This window comes from Burkholderia pseudomultivorans (assembly GCF_902499075.1).
Taxonomy (GTDB): domain Bacteria; phylum Pseudomonadota; class Gammaproteobacteria; order Burkholderiales; family Burkholderiaceae; genus Burkholderia; species Burkholderia pseudomultivorans.
Genome location: NZ_CABVPP010000039.1, coordinates 54,617 through 70,183 on the forward strand (window position 1 = coordinate 54,617; position 15,567 = coordinate 70,183).

General features: G+C 66.7%; 10 protein-coding genes and 2 tRNA genes. 4 read left to right on the forward strand and 8 right to left on the reverse strand.

What is annotated here, in order from left to right; genetic code table 11:
* Positions 1 to 22 precede the first annotated feature (22 nt).
* The 3 genes from BST28156_RS22835 to BST28156_RS22845 form a co-directional block, all read right to left on the reverse strand.
* Positions 23 to 1,576: a sugar ABC transporter ATP-binding protein gene (locus BST28156_RS22835; protein WP_060243701.1), complete on the reverse strand. Its 1,554-nt coding sequence runs from the start codon at positions 1,574 to 1,576 to the stop codon at positions 23 to 25.
* Positions 1,563 to 2,813: an ROK family transcriptional regulator gene (locus BST28156_RS22840; RefSeq protein WP_060243703.1), complete on the reverse strand. Its 1,251-nt coding sequence runs from the start codon at positions 2,811 to 2,813 to the stop codon at positions 1,563 to 1,565. The genes BST28156_RS22835 and BST28156_RS22840 overlap by 14 nt, the downstream gene beginning before the upstream one ends.
* A 234-nt stretch (positions 2,814 to 3,047) precedes the next feature.
* Positions 3,048 to 3,134: transfer RNA gene (locus BST28156_RS22845), tRNA-Leu, on the reverse strand.
* 243 nt (positions 3,135 to 3,377) lie between these two features.
* On the opposite strand from BST28156_RS22845, the gene BST28156_RS22850 reads away from it, so the two are divergent.
* Positions 3,378 to 3,947 carry a flavodoxin family protein gene (locus BST28156_RS22850; protein ID WP_174903437.1) on the forward strand — a complete coding sequence of 190 codons (570 nt, stop codon included), beginning with the start codon at positions 3,378 to 3,380 and terminating at the stop codon, positions 3,945 to 3,947.
* Positions 3,948 to 4,159: 212 nt separating this feature from the next.
* On the opposite strand, the gene BST28156_RS22855 is transcribed toward BST28156_RS22850, so the two are convergent.
* Together BST28156_RS22855 and BST28156_RS22860 are read right to left on the reverse strand one after the other, a co-directional pair.
* Positions 4,160 to 4,246 (reverse strand) — tRNA-Leu (locus BST28156_RS22855).
* A 114-nt stretch (positions 4,247 to 4,360) separates the two neighbouring features.
* Complete coding sequence (locus BST28156_RS22860) at positions 4,361 to 5,350, reverse strand: aliphatic sulfonate ABC transporter substrate-binding protein (protein ID WP_174903438.1); 990 nt, start codon at positions 5,348 to 5,350, stop codon at positions 4,361 to 4,363.
* Positions 5,351 to 5,564: 214 nt separating this feature from the next.
* Here BST28156_RS22860 and BST28156_RS22865 point away from each other — a divergent pair, with 214 nt between their 5' ends.
* Positions 5,565 to 6,086 (forward strand): DUF6496 domain-containing protein, encoded by a 522-nt coding sequence (locus BST28156_RS22865; RefSeq protein WP_174903443.1) that lies wholly within the window; start codon positions 5,565 to 5,567, stop codon positions 6,084 to 6,086.
* 159 nt (positions 6,087 to 6,245) lie between these two features.
* Here the strand turns inward: BST28156_RS22865 and BST28156_RS22870 are convergent, their stop codons facing one another.
* The gene (locus BST28156_RS22870) at positions 6,246 to 7,778 is read right to left on the reverse strand and encodes a CYTH and CHAD domain-containing protein (RefSeq protein WP_174903439.1); all 1,533 of its coding nucleotides are present in this window, start codon (positions 7,776 to 7,778) and stop codon (positions 6,246 to 6,248) included.
* Positions 7,779 to 8,182: 404 nt separating this feature from the next.
* On the opposite strand from BST28156_RS22870, the gene BST28156_RS22875 reads away from it, so the two are divergent.
* Complete coding sequence (locus BST28156_RS22875) at positions 8,183 to 9,928, forward strand: SulP family inorganic anion transporter (RefSeq protein WP_174903440.1); 1,746 nt, start codon at positions 8,183 to 8,185, stop codon at positions 9,926 to 9,928.
* 40 nt (positions 9,929 to 9,968) lie between these two features.
* Here BST28156_RS22875 and BST28156_RS22880 read toward each other — a convergent pair whose 3' ends face one another.
* Both BST28156_RS22880 and BST28156_RS22885 read right to left on the reverse strand, forming a co-directional pair.
* Positions 9,969 to 11,939 carry an AI-2E family transporter gene (locus tag BST28156_RS22880; RefSeq protein WP_174903441.1) on the reverse strand — a complete coding sequence of 657 codons (1,971 nt, stop codon included), beginning with the start codon at positions 11,937 to 11,939 and terminating at the stop codon, positions 9,969 to 9,971.
* Between the two features lie 279 nt (positions 11,940 to 12,218).
* Complete coding sequence (locus tag BST28156_RS22885; protein ID WP_174903442.1) at positions 12,219 to 14,546, reverse strand: AsmA family protein; 2,328 nt, start codon at positions 14,544 to 14,546, stop codon at positions 12,219 to 12,221.
* Between the two features lie 286 nt (positions 14,547 to 14,832).
* On the opposite strand from BST28156_RS22885, the gene BST28156_RS22890 reads away from it, so the two are divergent.
* Complete coding sequence (locus BST28156_RS22890; protein ID WP_174903444.1) at positions 14,833 to 15,423, forward strand: ferritin-like domain-containing protein; 591 nt, start codon at positions 14,833 to 14,835, stop codon at positions 15,421 to 15,423.
* Positions 15,424 to 15,567: the final 144 nt, after the last annotated feature.

The window sequence follows — 15,567 nt, forward strand, 5'->3', positions numbered from 1 at the left end:
AATGAAATGAAAAGGGCCGGGCTCAGTGCGCGTCGGCGAGTTCGGCCTGCGAGCCGGTCGCGAGCGCAATGATCGCTTCCTGCGTGATCGGCGTGCCGGTATGGCCGCCGAGTTCGCCGGCGATTTCGCCTTCGCGCATCACGACCACGCGATCGGCCACGCCGATGATTTCCGGCAGCTCGCTCGAGATCACGATCACGCCGACGCCCGCGCGGGCCAGTTCGTTGATGATCCGGTAGATCTCCGACTTGGCGCCGATGTCCACGCCGCGCGTCGGCTCGTCGAGGATCAGCACGCGCGGCCTGGTTTCGAGCAGGCGCGACAGCAGCACCTTCTGCTGGTTGCCGCCGGACAGCGCGCCGACGTTGACGTTCGCGTTCGGCACGCGAATCGACAGCGACGCGATCGCATCGCGCGCGCGTTGCGCGCCGCGCGCGAGATCGAGCGCACCGAGCCGCGCATCGCGGTTGCAGACCGAGATGTTGATGTTGTCGCGCACGCTCATGTCGAGGAACAGGCCCTGGCGCTTGCGGTCCTCGGTCAGGTAGACGAGGCCGGCGTCGATCGCGTCGCGCGGCGAATGCGCGCCGAAGGTGCGCTCGCCGAGCTTGATGTCGCCGCGCGTGCGCGGCTCCGCGCCGAAGATCAGCCGTGCGAGTTCGGTGCGGCCCGCGCCGACCAGCCCGGCGACGCCGAGCACTTCGCCCGCATGCAGGTCGAGGCTGCAGCCGCGCACGCGGCCGCCGTCGGCGACGTCGCGCACCGACAGCAGCAGGTGGCCCGGGTCGTACGGCGCATGCGCCTTCTTGTAGAAGCCGGAGATGTCGCGCCCGACCATCATGCCGACCAGACGCTCGGCCGACAGCGCGTCGCGTTCGAGCGTGCCGACGTAGGTGCCGTCGCGCAGCACCGACACGCGGTCGGACAGTTCGTAGATCTCCGCCATCCGGTGGCTGATGTAGATGATCGCGAGGCCTTCCTCGCGCAACTGCCGGATCAGGCGAAACAGGTGTTCGGTCTCGCGCGACGACAGCGGCGTGGTCGGCTCGTCCATCACGAGGATGCGGGCGCGCGTATGCACGGCGCGCGCGATCTCGACGAGCTGCTGTTCGGCGATCGACAGCGTGCCGACTAGCGTGTCCGGGCCGAACGATGCGCCGAGGCGCGCGAGCACGTCCTGGCAGCCGCGCGCCATCGCCGCGCGGTCGATCGTGCCCCAGCGCCGGTTGCCGCGCCGCAGTTCGCGGCCGACGTAGATGTTCTCGGCGACCGTCAGGTTCGGCGCGAGGCACAGCTCCTGGTAGATCACCGCGACGCCCGCATCGCGCGCGGCGAGCGGGCCGTCGACGTCGATGCGCGCGCCGTCGATCAGGATTTCGCCGCCGGCGTCGGCGCGGTACGCGCCCGACAGGATTTTCATCAGCGTCGACTTGCCTGCGCCGTTCTCGCCCATCAGCGAGTGAATCTCGCCCGGATAGACGGTCAGGCTGACGTTGTCGAGCGCGCGCACGGCCGGGAACGTCTTGCTGATCCGGCGCATTTCGAGCAGCGGCCGGGACGACTCAGATCGCGACATGACTGACCTCCTGTGATTCCGTGCCGGCGCCGCGGAGAATGCCGGCGCGCGGAGAGAAGTTGAAGTACATCGGCAGCGTCGCGGCGCCGATCGCACCGGCGTCGGCGCCGAACGTGCCGCGCACCAGCGTCGGCGTGCCGCGTGCTTCGGGCGCCGTGGCCGCCAGCGCGGCGCGCAAGCGGCTCGTCACCGCATCGAGCAGCCCGGCATCGGTGTCGGCGTCGAGCACGACCACCGGCGCATCGACGACGCACAGCACTGCGCGCAGTGCCGGCGCGAGCGCGTCGACGCAGTCGTCGATCCATTCGTCGACGGCCGGCAGCTCGCGCGCGATGCAGGCTTCGAGGTCGGCGCGGTTGTCGACGGTTTCGCCGCGATGGCGCAGATGGCGCACGAGCGCATGCAGCGATGCGCGGGCAAGCAGGATGTCCCACGGTCCGCGCGGCGGCGGCGCGGACGCCAGTCGGCTCGGCGGCACCGGGATCACGGCGATGTCGCCCGCGTTGCCGGTCACGCCGCGCAGGCAGTCGCCGTCGATTGCGATGCCGCCGCCGATCGCGGGGCCGATGAACAGGTAGACGAAGTCGTCGCACTGCCGGCCGTAGCCGTAGAACAGCTCGGCGATCGCGGCCGCGTTGCCGTCGTTCTCGCCGAACACCGGCAACGACGACGTGCGCCCGAGATCGCTCGCGAAATCAACGTCTTCCCATGCGCGGAAGGTGTCGGGCGCGAGGCCGAGTTCGCGCATCCATGCACCGAGGTTGTACGGCTGCGCGACGCCGATGCCGGCCAGGCGCGTCCGCTCGTGCTCGGGCAGCAGCGCCTGCATCGCGTCGATGTCGCGACGCACGATGTCGAGGGCTTCGGCGGGCGGCGGCAGCAGCGTGTCGTGCGAGCGGCGGCCGAGCACGTCGCCCGCGAAGTTGACGAGTGCCGTCTCGATGCGCATCCGGTCGAGATGGACGCCGATGCCGAACGCGCCGCGCGGATCGAGCCGGATCAGCGACGCCGGCTGGCCGCGCTGGCCTTCGGTGCGGCGGCCGGTGAACTCGATCAGCTTCGCGTCGGCGAGCGACGCGATGATGCTGCCGACCGCCGTGCCCGTCAGGTTCGCGAGGCGGGCGAGGTCGGCTTTCGACGCGCTGCCCGCGCGGCGCAGCGTCTTCAGCAGCAGGCGCTCGTTGTAACGGCGCACGTTGGCCGAATTGCTTCCCTGGCCGATGTGCGGGCTTCTCATGGCGTCTCCTTCCATGCTTCGTCGTCCGGCGACGAATTAAATAAATCACGTTGATTTATTTAACCGCGTGAGCACGGACATGTCAGCCTAGGGAAATCCCGGTCGGTGAGGGCGAGCGGAACGGCGGGGAGCTGCGGAAAGGAGTGGGGAGTTTGCCGGGCAGGTGGATGAAGCGGTTTTGCGGGGCGGAAATGAAAAAAGGCCGGCATAAAGCCGACCTTTTTATAAAACAGATGGTGCCCAGGAGAGGACTCGAACCTCCACGGTGTTGCCACCGCTAGGACCTGAACCTAGTGCGTCTACCAATTCCGCCACCTGGGCACGTTTCGCTTGGTGCTGCATTGCGAAAGACTGCGATTATAGCGTGTCTGGAAACTCTGTCAACAGGTTTTCGGGCGATCTTTCTTTTCGGTGCGCGTGGCGGGCCAACATGCGGTTTCCTTCGGGGCCGACTCAAGTTCGGTTCGCCGTCGATGCACGATCGTGCGTGCATGATGCCTCGGATATATCTGTTACCATCGAGGTAACTTTTTGTCTGACTCAACCCGATGAGGAGTGTGTTTCATGTCTGAGATCGCCGTGGTTTTTCATAGTGGCTACGGTCATGCGGCCGTCATTGCGGAAGCCGTTGCGCGTGGTGTCGAGAAGGTCGACGGGGCGTCGGTCAAGCTGATTCCCGTCGAGGCGATCGACGATCACTGGGCGTATCTGGAGCGCGATGCCAGCGCGATCATCTTCGGCTCGCCGACTTACATGGGCAGTGCGTCCTCGCAGTTCAAGGGATTCATGGACGCGTCGTCGAAGTACTGGGGCAAGTGGCGCGACAAGCTCGCGGCCGGCTTCACCGTCTCCGCTTCGCAAAGCGGCGACAAGTTGGCGACGCTGCAGCAGCTCGCCGTCTTCGCGGCCCAGCATCAGATGCTGTGGGTGAGTCTCGGCCTGATGCCCGGCAACAACAACAGCAAGGGATCGGTCAACGATCTGAACCGGCTTGGCTCGTTCCTCGGCGCGATGGCGCAGGCGAATGCGGATCAGGGCGGCGATGCGATCATCGAGAGCGACCGGAAAACGGCCGAAGTGCTGGGCGAGCGCGTCGCGATTGCGGCGAAGCGCTGGAACGGGCGCCGCGTGTGATTTTTCCGCGCACGGAAATGAAAAAAGGCCGGCATAAAGCCGACCTTTTTAATACAGATGGTGCCCAGGAGAGGACTCGGTCACACGAGCGCGACCCCGGCTGCGCTTGCAAGCGCAGCCTTTCGAGTCCCCACGCAAAGCGCGCAGGCGCTTTGCTTCCTGGGCTCAAACTGAAAAAGGCCGGCATAAAGCCGACCTTTTTATAAAACAGATGGTGCCCAGGAGAGGACTCGAACCTCCACGGTGTTGCCACCGCTAGGACCTGAACCTAGTGCGTCTACCAATTCCGCCACCTGGGCACGTTTCGCTTGGTGCTGCATCGCGAAAGACCGCTATTTTAGCGTGTCTGCAACGTCTGTCAACATAATTTCATCGAACCGGTCGAAATTATTTGTGCCCTCCCGCGCGGACACTCATGCGCCGACCGGATCCGCCTGTTTCGCGGCGAAATTCCAGCGCAGTGCCTGCCCGGTGTCGACGCGGGCAGGCAGCAGTCCGGCGGCGAGAAAGGTGTCGGCGATCTTCTGCTGTTCGCCGAAGTTCTGCCGCAGCACCTCGCGGACCACGTAGCTGCGTCGCGCGTTGGCGCGCTCGATCGTCGCGGCGTCGAGCCCCCAGATCGGCGCGAGCGTATTCGCCGCTTCCGGCTGATGTGCGCGCAACCATGTGCCGGCCTGCGACAACCGGTCGAACAGGATCTGTAAGACGTCGGGCCGGGCCGCGGCGAAACTGCTCGACGCCAGGTAGTAGCGCTGGTAAGACGCGAGCCCGTCGCCGTCGGCGAGAATCCGCACGTCGGGGTTCCGGTCCACCGATGCGACATAGGGATCCCACGTGATCCACGCATCGACGCTGCCGCGCTCGAATGCCGCGCGGCCGTCCGCGGGCGTGAGGTAGTGGATCGCGGCATCGGCGGGCGCGAGTTTCGCGCGTGCGAGTGCGGCGAGCAGCAGGTAGTGGCTGCCGGCGGCCTTCGTCACTGCGATGCGCTTGCCCTTGAGGTCGGCGAGCGTGCGCAGCGCGCCGTCCTGCTTGACGACGATCGCCTGCGCTTTCGGCGACGGCGCTTCCTGCGCGACGTACACGAAGCGCGCGTGCGCGGCCTGCGCGAAGACCGGCACCGTATCGGCTACGTCGGCGCTGAAATCGACGGCGCCGACGTTGAGTGCCTCGGTCAGCGGCAGCCCGCTCGCGAATTCATGCCATGACACGCGCATGCCGAGCGGCGCGAGCGCCTGTTCCAGCGTGCCGCGCGTCTTGAGCAGCGTGATCAGCGTCGACGATTTCTGGTATCCGATGCGCAGCGCGGCGGGCGCATCGTCGGCGCGGGCGCGGACACCCGCGGCAGTCAGGCCGGCGGCCAGCATCGCGCGCGCGAACGCGCGGCGGTTCATCGACGTCATGAAGCGGGCTCCTGGTCGGGTTCGTTGCATGGAAGCGAGCCGGCTAACATACCAACGCGGAGCGCGGACGAGAACCGATCAATTCTGCTATCGATCCGACCGACGGGCATAAGCGGCGGGCACGCGGACTCGCGCTCGCTGCCGGAAGTTCGACGTGCGCCGGGCACGTCCGTTGCTCGTTGGAACGGCCACACCTTTGTCAAGGAGAGTGACCATGCCCGAACAGAGAGCGATCCAGCGAGCACGCGCCGACAAGCGCGCCGGCAAGTCGCCGAGCACGCAAGCAGGCGAATTCGTCAAGGAGGAGATCGACCGCGTACGCAGCGGCAAGCACGGTGTGCGTTCGGCCAGGCAGGCCGTGGCCATCGGCTTGTCGGAAGCGCGGCGCGCGGGCGTCGATCTGAAGCCGCCCGCAAAGGGCAAGACGAGCGAAGCGACGCGCAAGAAGGCGGCACAGGACACCGCTGCCGGTCACGGCAAGAAAAAAACCGGCGCCAGCATCGAATCGAAAGCGAAGCGCTCGCGCACCACGACCGCCGTGTTGAAGCGCGAGAGCAAGGAGGGCGCGTCGTCAGCCGCGATGTCGAAGCAGGCGAAGAGCGCTGCTGCGCGTCGTCCGGCCGCGAGCCGTTCCGCCGCCGCGAAGAAGGCCGCGCAAACCAAGGGGGCGGCAGGCCGCTCGGCAGCGGCCAAGAAGGCAGCCCAGACACGGGCGGCGCGTTCGCATCATCGGTAAGGCGTTGCGCGGCAGCGCAACGGTCTATCGATCGCACCGTCGACGATGCGGTCATGGCCTTGCGAGTTCGCGCGGCATCGGACGCCGCGCGAGCGCCCGGCGTCGCAGCGGCTCAGCGGCGATGCCGGGACGCGATAGGGCGTTGCCGCCGCTTGACCGCTACCGCGGGGGAGACAGCCGCCTGAAGCGTTTCCACAACTTTTTCATCTGGACGTAATCGGCGGCCACGCGTGAAGCCCAGAACCCTCGCACGAAAGCGGCCCCCGCTACGGTATCGGCGGCGGCGCGCGGCAGCGAATCCAGCAGACGAGGGGCGACCACGGCGTCGTTGCGCCAGCCCAGATCGTCCTGCAGCGTACTCAACGCCGCCACATAGCGCTTCACCGCCGACTTCGAAAACAGCGAAGCGAAGAATTCCGTCGCATACCGAAGTTTCTTCGCCGCGATGCGCGCGCGATGGCGACGGCGATCGTCGAGATCGGCGAGCCCTCGGCCGCGTTTCAGCAATTTTTTGTGCCGGCGACGCAGGATGTCGGATGCCAGCCGCTTCGCCGGTTTCTGCACGGCCTCGGACGCCTTCCTCGACATGCCGTCACGCCAGCGTGCGCCGTCGAGCCACAGCGTCAGTTGCAGGATCAGTCGCGTGTAACGGACGGACTGCGCGGCAGCCGCCGCATTGGCGCGCTTTTCCGTCGCCACCCGCTTGCACGCGCGCTCCACCGCCCGCCGTTCCTGCTTCTTCTCGGTCTGCGCAAGGGCCTGGCCGAGCGTCGAGCGGGCAAGGACCTCCCAGTCGCGCACCTCGCCCAGCTCCGATGCGATCCAGCGCAGTTCGTCCTGAAACCCCGGATAGGCGGGAATGACCTTGTCGAACAGATCGAGCGCCGAGCGCAGACGCCGCAGGCCGACGCGCATCTGGTGCACGCTCGACGGGGCGTGACCGGACACGACGCCGCGTTCGTTCGCGTGAACCTGCTCGAGGCAGTTGTGCGCGATCGTGCGGAAGGCGTCCTCGATGCTGTCCCGCTTGTGAAGCGTCACCGGCCGCGCCTTGACGGGCGCCTGATGTTGTTGCAGCAGCATTTCATAGCCGCGATCGGCCTTGCTCATGGGGTCGAAGCGCAGCGGCACCGTTGCGAGCAGTTCGAGCGCAATTTGATAAAGCCGCTCCGGCCGGCCTTGCTTCAGTTCCATTTCGACGACGACGACGGAGGTCGAATCCGTTTCGGTTTCGATGGTGCCTTCGTCGATCGCAAACTCGATTTCCTCGCCCGGTTGCGCGCGTAATGGCAGCACCGTGCGGCGAATCCTCGTGACGAAGCGCGGTGCGAGATCCATCGTCGTGCGTTTGTCGCGAATCAGCTTTCCGAGGTCGCTGTCGGCGGGGATCGAGTCGTTGAACAAGCTCAGATCCGGCGCGGGACCTGCCACCGGCATTTCGAATTCGTCGCGCTCGTACAGGCCTGCCGATGCCGGGCCGTCGAGCTTGATGGTCTGGATGGTCTTGTCGCCTTGCGTTCGCACGCGCAGCGATGCATTGCACCGACGAAACGCGAATTCCGATGTGTCGTAGTAGGTGCTGGTCAGCGGTGTGTTCGCCAGGTCGGCGTGTTTGCTCTGCGCGAACAGCGGCGATTCGCGGATTCTGTCGACGTGCTCGAGGTCGACCAGCAGCTTCAATTCCGTTTCCATTGCATTCCCTCGCGCGTCGTCGGGCCGACGCATTCGCTTCACGGATCGCAGCCACGCGGTAGCAGGCCAATTCGATCCGACGGGCGAGCATTTTTCGCACCGTCCAGCGGCGGCCGTGCGCGGCTTTGACGATCATGACGAGCGTGCCCGACGCGCTCGCCTGCATCGCCCCGCAAAGCGCCGCGGCACGGATGGATACATTTGCGCCCGGCCGGGTAAAACGTACAAATCGATGCTGCCGTAATCGACAGGCGGGCATACGGAATCGACGCGACGCCACCGGGGCTCGCCGTTGCCGGGTACGGGACTTGCTGCGAAGGGGCATCCGGAACGACCGGTAGCCGCCATGGAGCCACGAGAACCGAAAACCCACGACCGGGCCGCGATCCGCGGGAGCGCGACGGGTGGCTAAGGTCGGCGTCGTGCGGCTAGGCAAGGAAATCGCGCGCTACGTGCCCGGCATCGCGTGGATCAGCACGTACCGGATCGCGTGGCTGCCGGGCGACGCAATCGCGGGCGTGACGCTCAGCGCCGTGCTGGTGCCCGCCGGCATGGCCTACGCGATCGCGTCGGGCCTTTCCGCCGCGTCGGGACTCTATGCGTCGATTGCCGCGCTGGTCACCTACGCGGTGTGCGGGCCGAGCCGCATCCTCGTGCTCGGGCCCGATTCCGCGCTGATTGCGCTGATCGCGGCGAGCATCGTGCCGCTCGCGCACGGCAATGCCGCGCATGCGGCTGCGCTCGCGAGCGCCCTGGCGTTGCTGTCCGGCACGCTCTGTCTGGCAGTGGGCCTGTTCCGGCTCGGCTTTATCACCGATCTGCTCTCTACGCCGATCCGTTACGGCTATCTGAACGGCATCATCGTCACGATCATCGTCAGCCAGTTGCCGAAGCTGCTCGGCCTGACGGTGCACGAAGCGGCGATTCCGCAGCAGCTGCGCGAACTGGCAACGGCCGTTGCTGCCGGAAAAACGAACCTCGCGGCCTTGTCGATCGGTGTGCTGTCGCTTGCGATGATCCTGGCGTTCAAACGCTGGGCGCCGAAAGTGCCGGGCGTGCTGGTTGCCGTGGTCGCCACCACCGCCGGGGCCGCCTATTTCGATCTGGCGGCGCGGGCGGGTGTCGGCGTGGTGGGCACCTTGCCGCGGGGGCTGCCGGTGCCGGACTTTCCGGTGCTTGCATCGAACGAATGGCTGGCGCTACCGGCAAGTGCCGCCGCCATCGCGCTGGTGTCGTTTACGGACCTGAGCATGCTGTCGCAGATATACGGTTTGCGCAGCGGGGAGGGCGTCGACCGCAATCGCGAATTCGTCGCGCTCGGGATCGCGAATATCGCGGCCGGCCTGTTCCAGGGCTTTTCGGTCGCGGCCAGCGGATCGCGCACGCCGGTCGCCGAGGGCGCCGGAGCGAAGAGTCAGGCGTGCGGCCTGATTGCCGCGCTGATCGTGGCGGCATTGCTGCTTTTTGCACCGCAGGCGCTGCGGGATACGCCGCAAGCCACCCTCGGCGCCGTGGTCGTGGCCGCATCGCTGTCGCTGATCGAAATCGCTGGCCTGCGGCGGCTGTACCGGTTGCGTCGTCCGGAATTCGTGCAGTCGCTCGCCTGCTTTGCCGGGGTCGTGCTGTCGGGCGTGGTGGCCGGCGTGGGCATCGCTCTCGGGCTGGCCGTGCTGGCCTTCCTGTGGCGGGCGTGGCGCCCTTATTCAGCGGTGCTCGGCCGGCGCGACGGCGTGAAGGGCTATCACGACATCGCGCGCCACCCGGACGCGCGCCGCATCCCCGGGCTGGTTCTGCTGCGCTGGGATGCGCCGTTGTTCTTCGCGAATGCGGAAATCTTTCACGAGCGCGTGCTGACTGCGGCGCGCGAGGCGCCCACGCGCACCCGGTGGGTTGCGATTGCGGCCGAGCCTGTGACCGATATCGACGTCACCGCGGCCGACATGCTGGCGAGGCTCGACGACGAACTCGACGATACGGACGTGCAGCTATGCTTCGCGGAACTCAAGGGGCCGGTCAAGGACAGCCTGAAACGATATGGGTTGTACGAGCGAATCGGCGAAGACCACTTCATGCCGACGCTCGGCGAAACCGTGTCGGCGTATCTGAAATCCCACTCGGTCGACTGGCACGATTGGGAAGGTCAAGCGTGAGGCATCGCGACCGGACGGCGGCGACGGGTTGCGGGCAGCGTCATTCGTCGCGTCGATAGTGGGCGATTGCGCCGGTGTTTCGCGCGACCGGGTTGACGCGCGCGGGCTCGCCGCCGTCCGCATGACGCTGCGCGAGCAGCACGCAGCGGTCGACGAGTTCGCTGAACGACAGCGTTGGCGACACCCCCATCTTCTGCCAAAGCGCCGGGCACTCGGTGTCGCGTCCGCACAAGCCGACGACGATGCCGGCCGTTGTCGCGCGCTGGCTCAGCCGGCGTATCAGATCGCGCAGGTACGGGGGCGCGTCGATGGCGTCGAGCGAGATCACACTGATGACGGCTGCGCCGGACAGGCGCGCGTCGCGAAAGCCGCTCCTCGGAAAGCGCTCGTAAGCGGCGCTTTCGGCATGCAGCCCGCGCTGGCGCAGCAGGCATACGGCGATGGTGGCGACGAGATCGTCCAGTTTGCCGCTGCCCGAGATGCAAAGTACCGACGGCGCGCGATCGGCCGCGCCTTCGTGGGCCGACAGGGGCGATGCAGACGACAATGGCGGCGTCGCGTCGCTGTCGGGTTCCAGGCTGTGTACGAGGTCCAGCACCGTTTCGCGAATGCGCCGCAATTGCTTCGGCGAGACGACCCCGCGCAGCAGGTCGATTCGGGCCTGACGGAGACCTTCCAGCGCAACGGCGTCGTAGTACTCGCAAAGCGAGCGTTTCTTCAGCAGCGTGTCGGCCTGCGCCAACGCCCGTTCGCGATCGCCGGTCAGCAGGCGTTGATAGAAGCGCTCGCCCGGCGTCAGTGCAGGTCTGTCGCCGAACAGCACGTCGAGGAATTCGAGTCCGTTGATATAGCGGCCCAGAATCACGAGGCACAGCGTGAGCGGCGTGGAGAGCACCAGGCCGACCGCGCCCCATAGCCAGCTCCAGAAAATCGCGGCGACGATCACCGCGATCGGCGAAAGGCCGGTGCTGTGACCGTACACGAGCGGTTCGAGAAACTGGCCGGCGGCCACTTCGGTCACGCAGAAGAGCACCAGTATCGGGACGATCATCGACCAGTCGGGACTCACGGCGGCGGCGAGAATCGTGGCCGGCAACGCGGCGATCCACACGCCGACGTACGGCACGAAGCGCATCAGCCCGGCGATCACGCCGAACAGCAGCGCGCCCGGCAGGCCGATCACGGCAAGCCCGAAGCTCACCACCGCGCCGACACACACGTTGACGCACAGCTGCGCGAGAAAGTAGCGGCTCAGGCGGCGCGCGGCATCGCTCATTGCCGTCGTGGTGCGGTGCATGTCGTGCGACCCGGCAAGCCGAATCAGGCGTTCGCGCAGGTCGGCGCGCTGCAGCAGGATGAAAATCGCGGTCACGATCACAATGCCGATCGTCGCGAGCGGGCTGACGACCGGCGAAAGAAACCCTTGCGCGAGTTGCAGCGGCGAAGGCGACGGCTCGTGAACTTCGACGGGCAACGGCGCCTTGTCCGCCGGCCCGGCAGGCCTGCTGCTTTCGGACGCGGGCTCCTCGCGCACGGGTGCCACGCGCTTCAGCGCGTCGATGGTTCGTGTCAGGACCGCATCCGCGTGGACCACGACGGTCTGCTGGATATTGTCGATTCGGCGTTCGATTGCGACCTGATAGCGGGGCAGGTCGGACGCCAGTTCCGCCAGTTGCGCGCCGATCAGGAAACCGAGTGCCGTCAGCACCGACAAGGCCACCCAGACGGCGACCAGCACCGAGACCAGTTCACCGAGACGCAGCCGCCGCAACAGGTCCACCAGCGGCGCCAGCAGGAGACTCAGCAGCACGGCGAGCGTGATCGGGATCAGCACCGTCCGCCCGAAATACATCGCGCAGACCATGACGACGCCCGTTGCAAGCGAGGTCAAGGTCTTCAAGCCCGGCACGGCGGCCGGCGCTGCCTTGCGGCTGTGGGTGCCGGCGTTGCTGCGCGCCACCCCGAAGGGTGCCCTTCGGCCGTTCCTGCGTTGCTGTTCCAGTTTCCTCATGACAGGGTGGCCGGGAGCGATCCGGCGATGACGCGCACGGAGCCCGACTCGATCGGCGGCGATCGGGGCCGGTGCTCGGGGCGATGCGTAGCGCCAGGATGACGGGCTGCACGGTGCGTGCCATCAGGCTGAGCGATCGCCGCGCCGGCTGCCACGCATCGGCAACCGGCAACCGGCAACCGGCGGCATCGGTGTTCCGATGGCGCAACGACCGTGCCTGACGGCGAGCTTCCGTTGTTCCGGACGCCGCCGGCGCGACACGCATCGCAGCCCTCAGAATCAATGAGTCGCCTTGGGCAACGGCAGCGCCGGGGCGGACGAGCGAGGTGCATCCGAAACCGGCGTGCCGGGCGGCAGGCGCAGGCCCTTCGACTTCTTGCGCTGGCCCGGCGGCGGCGCGGTCGGCCGCTGCGACTGCATCGCCGCGATCAGTTGCTGGCACGGCAGCGGTTTGTGGTTGCTCGGCGCGATCAACGGGATCAGCGCGGCGAACGGGTTGATCAGGCCGAGGCCGACCATCGCGCCGCCGCGCAGCGCGAGCGCCGTCGGATTCACGCCGACGTGCGGACTCTTGAACGAGCCCTTGACATAGAGCGGCGAACGCAGCGTAAAAATGCGGAAGCCCTTCGTGTGCGGATGGATGCCGAGATCGATCGTTTCGTTCTTCATGTCGACCTTGCCGTCGACGTTGATGACGGCGTCGTCCGTGTCGAGCGCGAACGCATGCGAATCGAGCACGCCGTCCGTGACGACGAAATCGGCGGCCGCACAGTTGATATGCACGATCCGATTGCCATACATCTTTTCGTAGACGACATTCGCGACGTTGAGGCCTGCGGCTTCCAGCAGCAGACGGCTGAGCGTGCCGTCGGTGACGAGCAGCTTCACCTCGCCGTTGGAACTCGCCGCGAGCGCCGCCGGCGTGTTGCCGGTCGCGGACAGCTGCGCGTCGCCATTGACTTCACCGAGCGCGCTCTGCATCGTCTTCACGGTCGGCAGCAGTTGCTTCAGCTTGAGGCCGCGCACGCGCGTCGCGGCGCGCGCCTTGAGCGGCCGTTCGCGGCCGTCGAGATGGAGGTCCGAGGCGATCGAGCCGCCCGCGACGCCGAATTTCAGCGGCTGCAGCGACAGCACGCCGTCGGTCATCACGATGTGCGTGTACAGATCGGTGATGGGCAGCGCCGGATCCTTGATGATGCGCCGACCCGTGAATGTCACGTCGGCATCGATCGCGCTCCAGCGCTCCGTGCGGAAGCCTTCGACCGGCAGCGCCTTGTTCGCTGGCTGGCGCGCGGTGTCGCCGCGCCTTGCCTTGCTCGCATTGCTGTCCGCGCCCACCACCGGCGCCAGATCCTTGAACTGCAGCAGGTTCGAGACCACTTCGCCCTTGAGCAGCGGCCGCGGCTGGCGCTGCGTATAGACCAGCGTGCCGCCCAGATCGCTGCCGCCCACGCGGCTTGAAAATTTTTCATAACGGAAGACGCTGTTGCCCGGCTGGATGTTGCCGGTCAGGTGGCCCTCCGTGGCATAGGGAGGGGTCTTGGGGAGCGTGATGCCCGTCAATGGATAGAGGCGATCGAGGCTCGAGCCTTGCAGCCACAGGCGCAAATCGACGGCAGCCAGATGCGCGGGGTCGGTGACGGTGCCGACCAGGGCAACATGCAGGTCGCCCGCCCTGACATCGGCCTGTACCGGAACCGGCCGCGACGCATCCTGCAGCGCGAGCACGCCGCCGAGCTTGCCGCTGCCTGACAGCGCCGAATGGTGGTAGCTGCCGGTCGCCGTCCAGCCGATCCCGTATTGCGGCTCGCTCTTCTGCCGCGTGGCGGCGGCCGTTGCGCTTGCCGCCGGCTGGCCGCCCGAAGCCGTGCTTGCGGGCGCGGCGGATGCCGCCGATGCTGCCGCGCGCGCCTGCTTGCTCAGCTGTTGCGCGCCGCGCTTGCCGACCGTCTCGGCCGACGCGCTGCGGGATTTGTTCTCCTGCTGCTTGAGGACTTCGCCGATCGGAATCGCGTGGCCGAGTGTGTTGACCGTAGCCTGCATCGCCAGTCCTTTTTGCTGGTCGGACAGCGCGATGTCGCCCTTGTCGAGCCGGATGTCGTGCAGGTCGAGCTTCCACGCCAACGGATGCGCGGACGACTTGAGCTTGAAGGTCCAGTTGTTTCGTCCATCGGCGAGTCGCTCGAGGTCGACGGAAGGGCTGACCAGATTGATGGTCGGAATCACGATGTCATGCGCGAGCAGCGGCAGCATCTTCACCTGGAAGTCGATTTCGTCGAGCGTGGCGAAGTACCGCTGCTTCGCCCAGTCCGGGTTCGCGATCGTGATATTGCGCGCGGCAAAGGTCGGCCACAGCACCCACGCGCGCCAGCCGGTTTCGCCGGCGGCGCGATGCCAGCGCACGGTCAGGTCGCCGTTGATCGCGAACGAGCGACCGATCGCGGCGCTGACCTTGTCGTCGATCAGCGGCCGCGCGCGATTCCAGTCGAACATGAAAATGAACAGCGCGATCGCCGCGATCAGGATGATCAGCACCGCGACGAGCCATGCAACGACTTTGCCGGTCACGCGGGCGATCGTCATGCCGGACGCGTTCGATAGGGCCATGGCGGAAGTCTTGGGAGTTCACGGTCCGGCCCCTCGCGGGCCGGTCGGCAGCAAGGCAGCAATCGCCGTACCGCGACCCGGCCGGGCCGTCTTTGCGAGGAGGCGCAAAAATTGCGCTCCCGACGGGGGCTTGACCGCCGACGACGAGCCGAGCTGCGAGCTGCCCGCAGGCAGGGGCCGCGTTCGGCCGCAACATCCTGTGGACGGCTTTGTTTGCGGTGGCATCTTCCGCAGTCGCCGTGCGAAGCGAACCACAGATTTCCCTACCGGACAAAGGAGCAGATCGATGACGAAGTCAGCTGCAACCCACGAGGCCGTACCTGAATCGGGCGATCCGTTCGTGCTGGATCTGAAGAAAATTCGCGAAGACGCGCGCAAGCACATGACGGACGGCCCGGTCACGCAAACGTACGGCGCGGACCGCACCAAGGTGCTGAAGCTGCTCAATGACGCGCTGGCGACCGAGATCGTCTGCACGTTGCGCTACAAGCGGCATTACTTCATGGCAAGAGGCATCAATTCGGAAGCCGTCGCGCAGGAGTTCGCGCAGCACGCGACCGAAGAGCAGGAGCACGCCGACCGGATCGCCGAGCGCATCGTGCAGCTCGGCGGCGAGCCCGATTTTGCGCCGGACGGCCTGCGAACGCGTGCGCATTCGGAGTACAAGGAGGGCACGGACCTGACCAGCATGATCGGCGAGAACCTGGTGGCCGAGCGGATCGCCATCGATACGTATCGGGAGATCATCCGCTACCTCGGCGAGAAGGACGTGACCACGCGCCGGCTGTTCGAGGAAATTCTCGCGGTCGAGGAGGAGCATGCGGACGATATGGCCGATCTGCTCCAGGGGCGCGGACAGTCCGCGTCAGGCGCGTGAAGCCCGGTGCTTGCGCAGCCTTTCGAGTCCCCACGCAAAGCGCGCAGGCGCTTTGCTTCCTGGGCTCGTGTCAAGTCCTGGAATAGGTTGACAGTATCCGGACGCTAGAACGCCCGATGCACCGCATCGGGCGTTTTGTATTTC

Excerpts from the sequence above, each read along its gene's own strand:
- BST28156_RS22890 (WP_174903444.1), top strand. The coding sequence starts at position 14,833 with ATGACGAAGTCAGCTGCAACCCACGAGGCCGTACCTGAATCGGGCGAT.
- BST28156_RS22840 (WP_060243703.1), bottom strand. The coding sequence starts at position 2,813 with ATGAGAAGCCCGCACATCGGCCAGGGAAGCAATTCGGCCAACGTGCGC.
- BST28156_RS22865 (WP_174903443.1), top strand. The coding sequence starts at position 5,565 with ATGCCCGAACAGAGAGCGATCCAGCGAGCACGCGCCGACAAGCGCGCC.
- BST28156_RS22850 (WP_174903437.1), top strand. The coding sequence starts at position 3,378 with ATGTCTGAGATCGCCGTGGTTTTTCATAGTGGCTACGGTCATGCGGCC.
- BST28156_RS22835 (WP_060243701.1), bottom strand. The coding sequence starts at position 1,576 with ATGTCGCGATCTGAGTCGTCCCGGCCGCTGCTCGAAATGCGCCGGATC.
- BST28156_RS22880 (WP_174903441.1), bottom strand. The coding sequence starts at position 11,939 with ATGAGGAAACTGGAACAGCAACGCAGGAACGGCCGAAGGGCACCCTTC.
- BST28156_RS22885 (WP_174903442.1), bottom strand. The coding sequence starts at position 14,546 with ATGGCCCTATCGAACGCGTCCGGCATGACGATCGCCCGCGTGACCGGC.
- BST28156_RS22860 (WP_174903438.1), bottom strand. The coding sequence starts at position 5,350 with ATGACGTCGATGAACCGCCGCGCGTTCGCGCGCGCGATGCTGGCCGCC.
- BST28156_RS22870 (WP_174903439.1), bottom strand. The coding sequence starts at position 7,778 with ATGGAAACGGAATTGAAGCTGCTGGTCGACCTCGAGCACGTCGACAGA.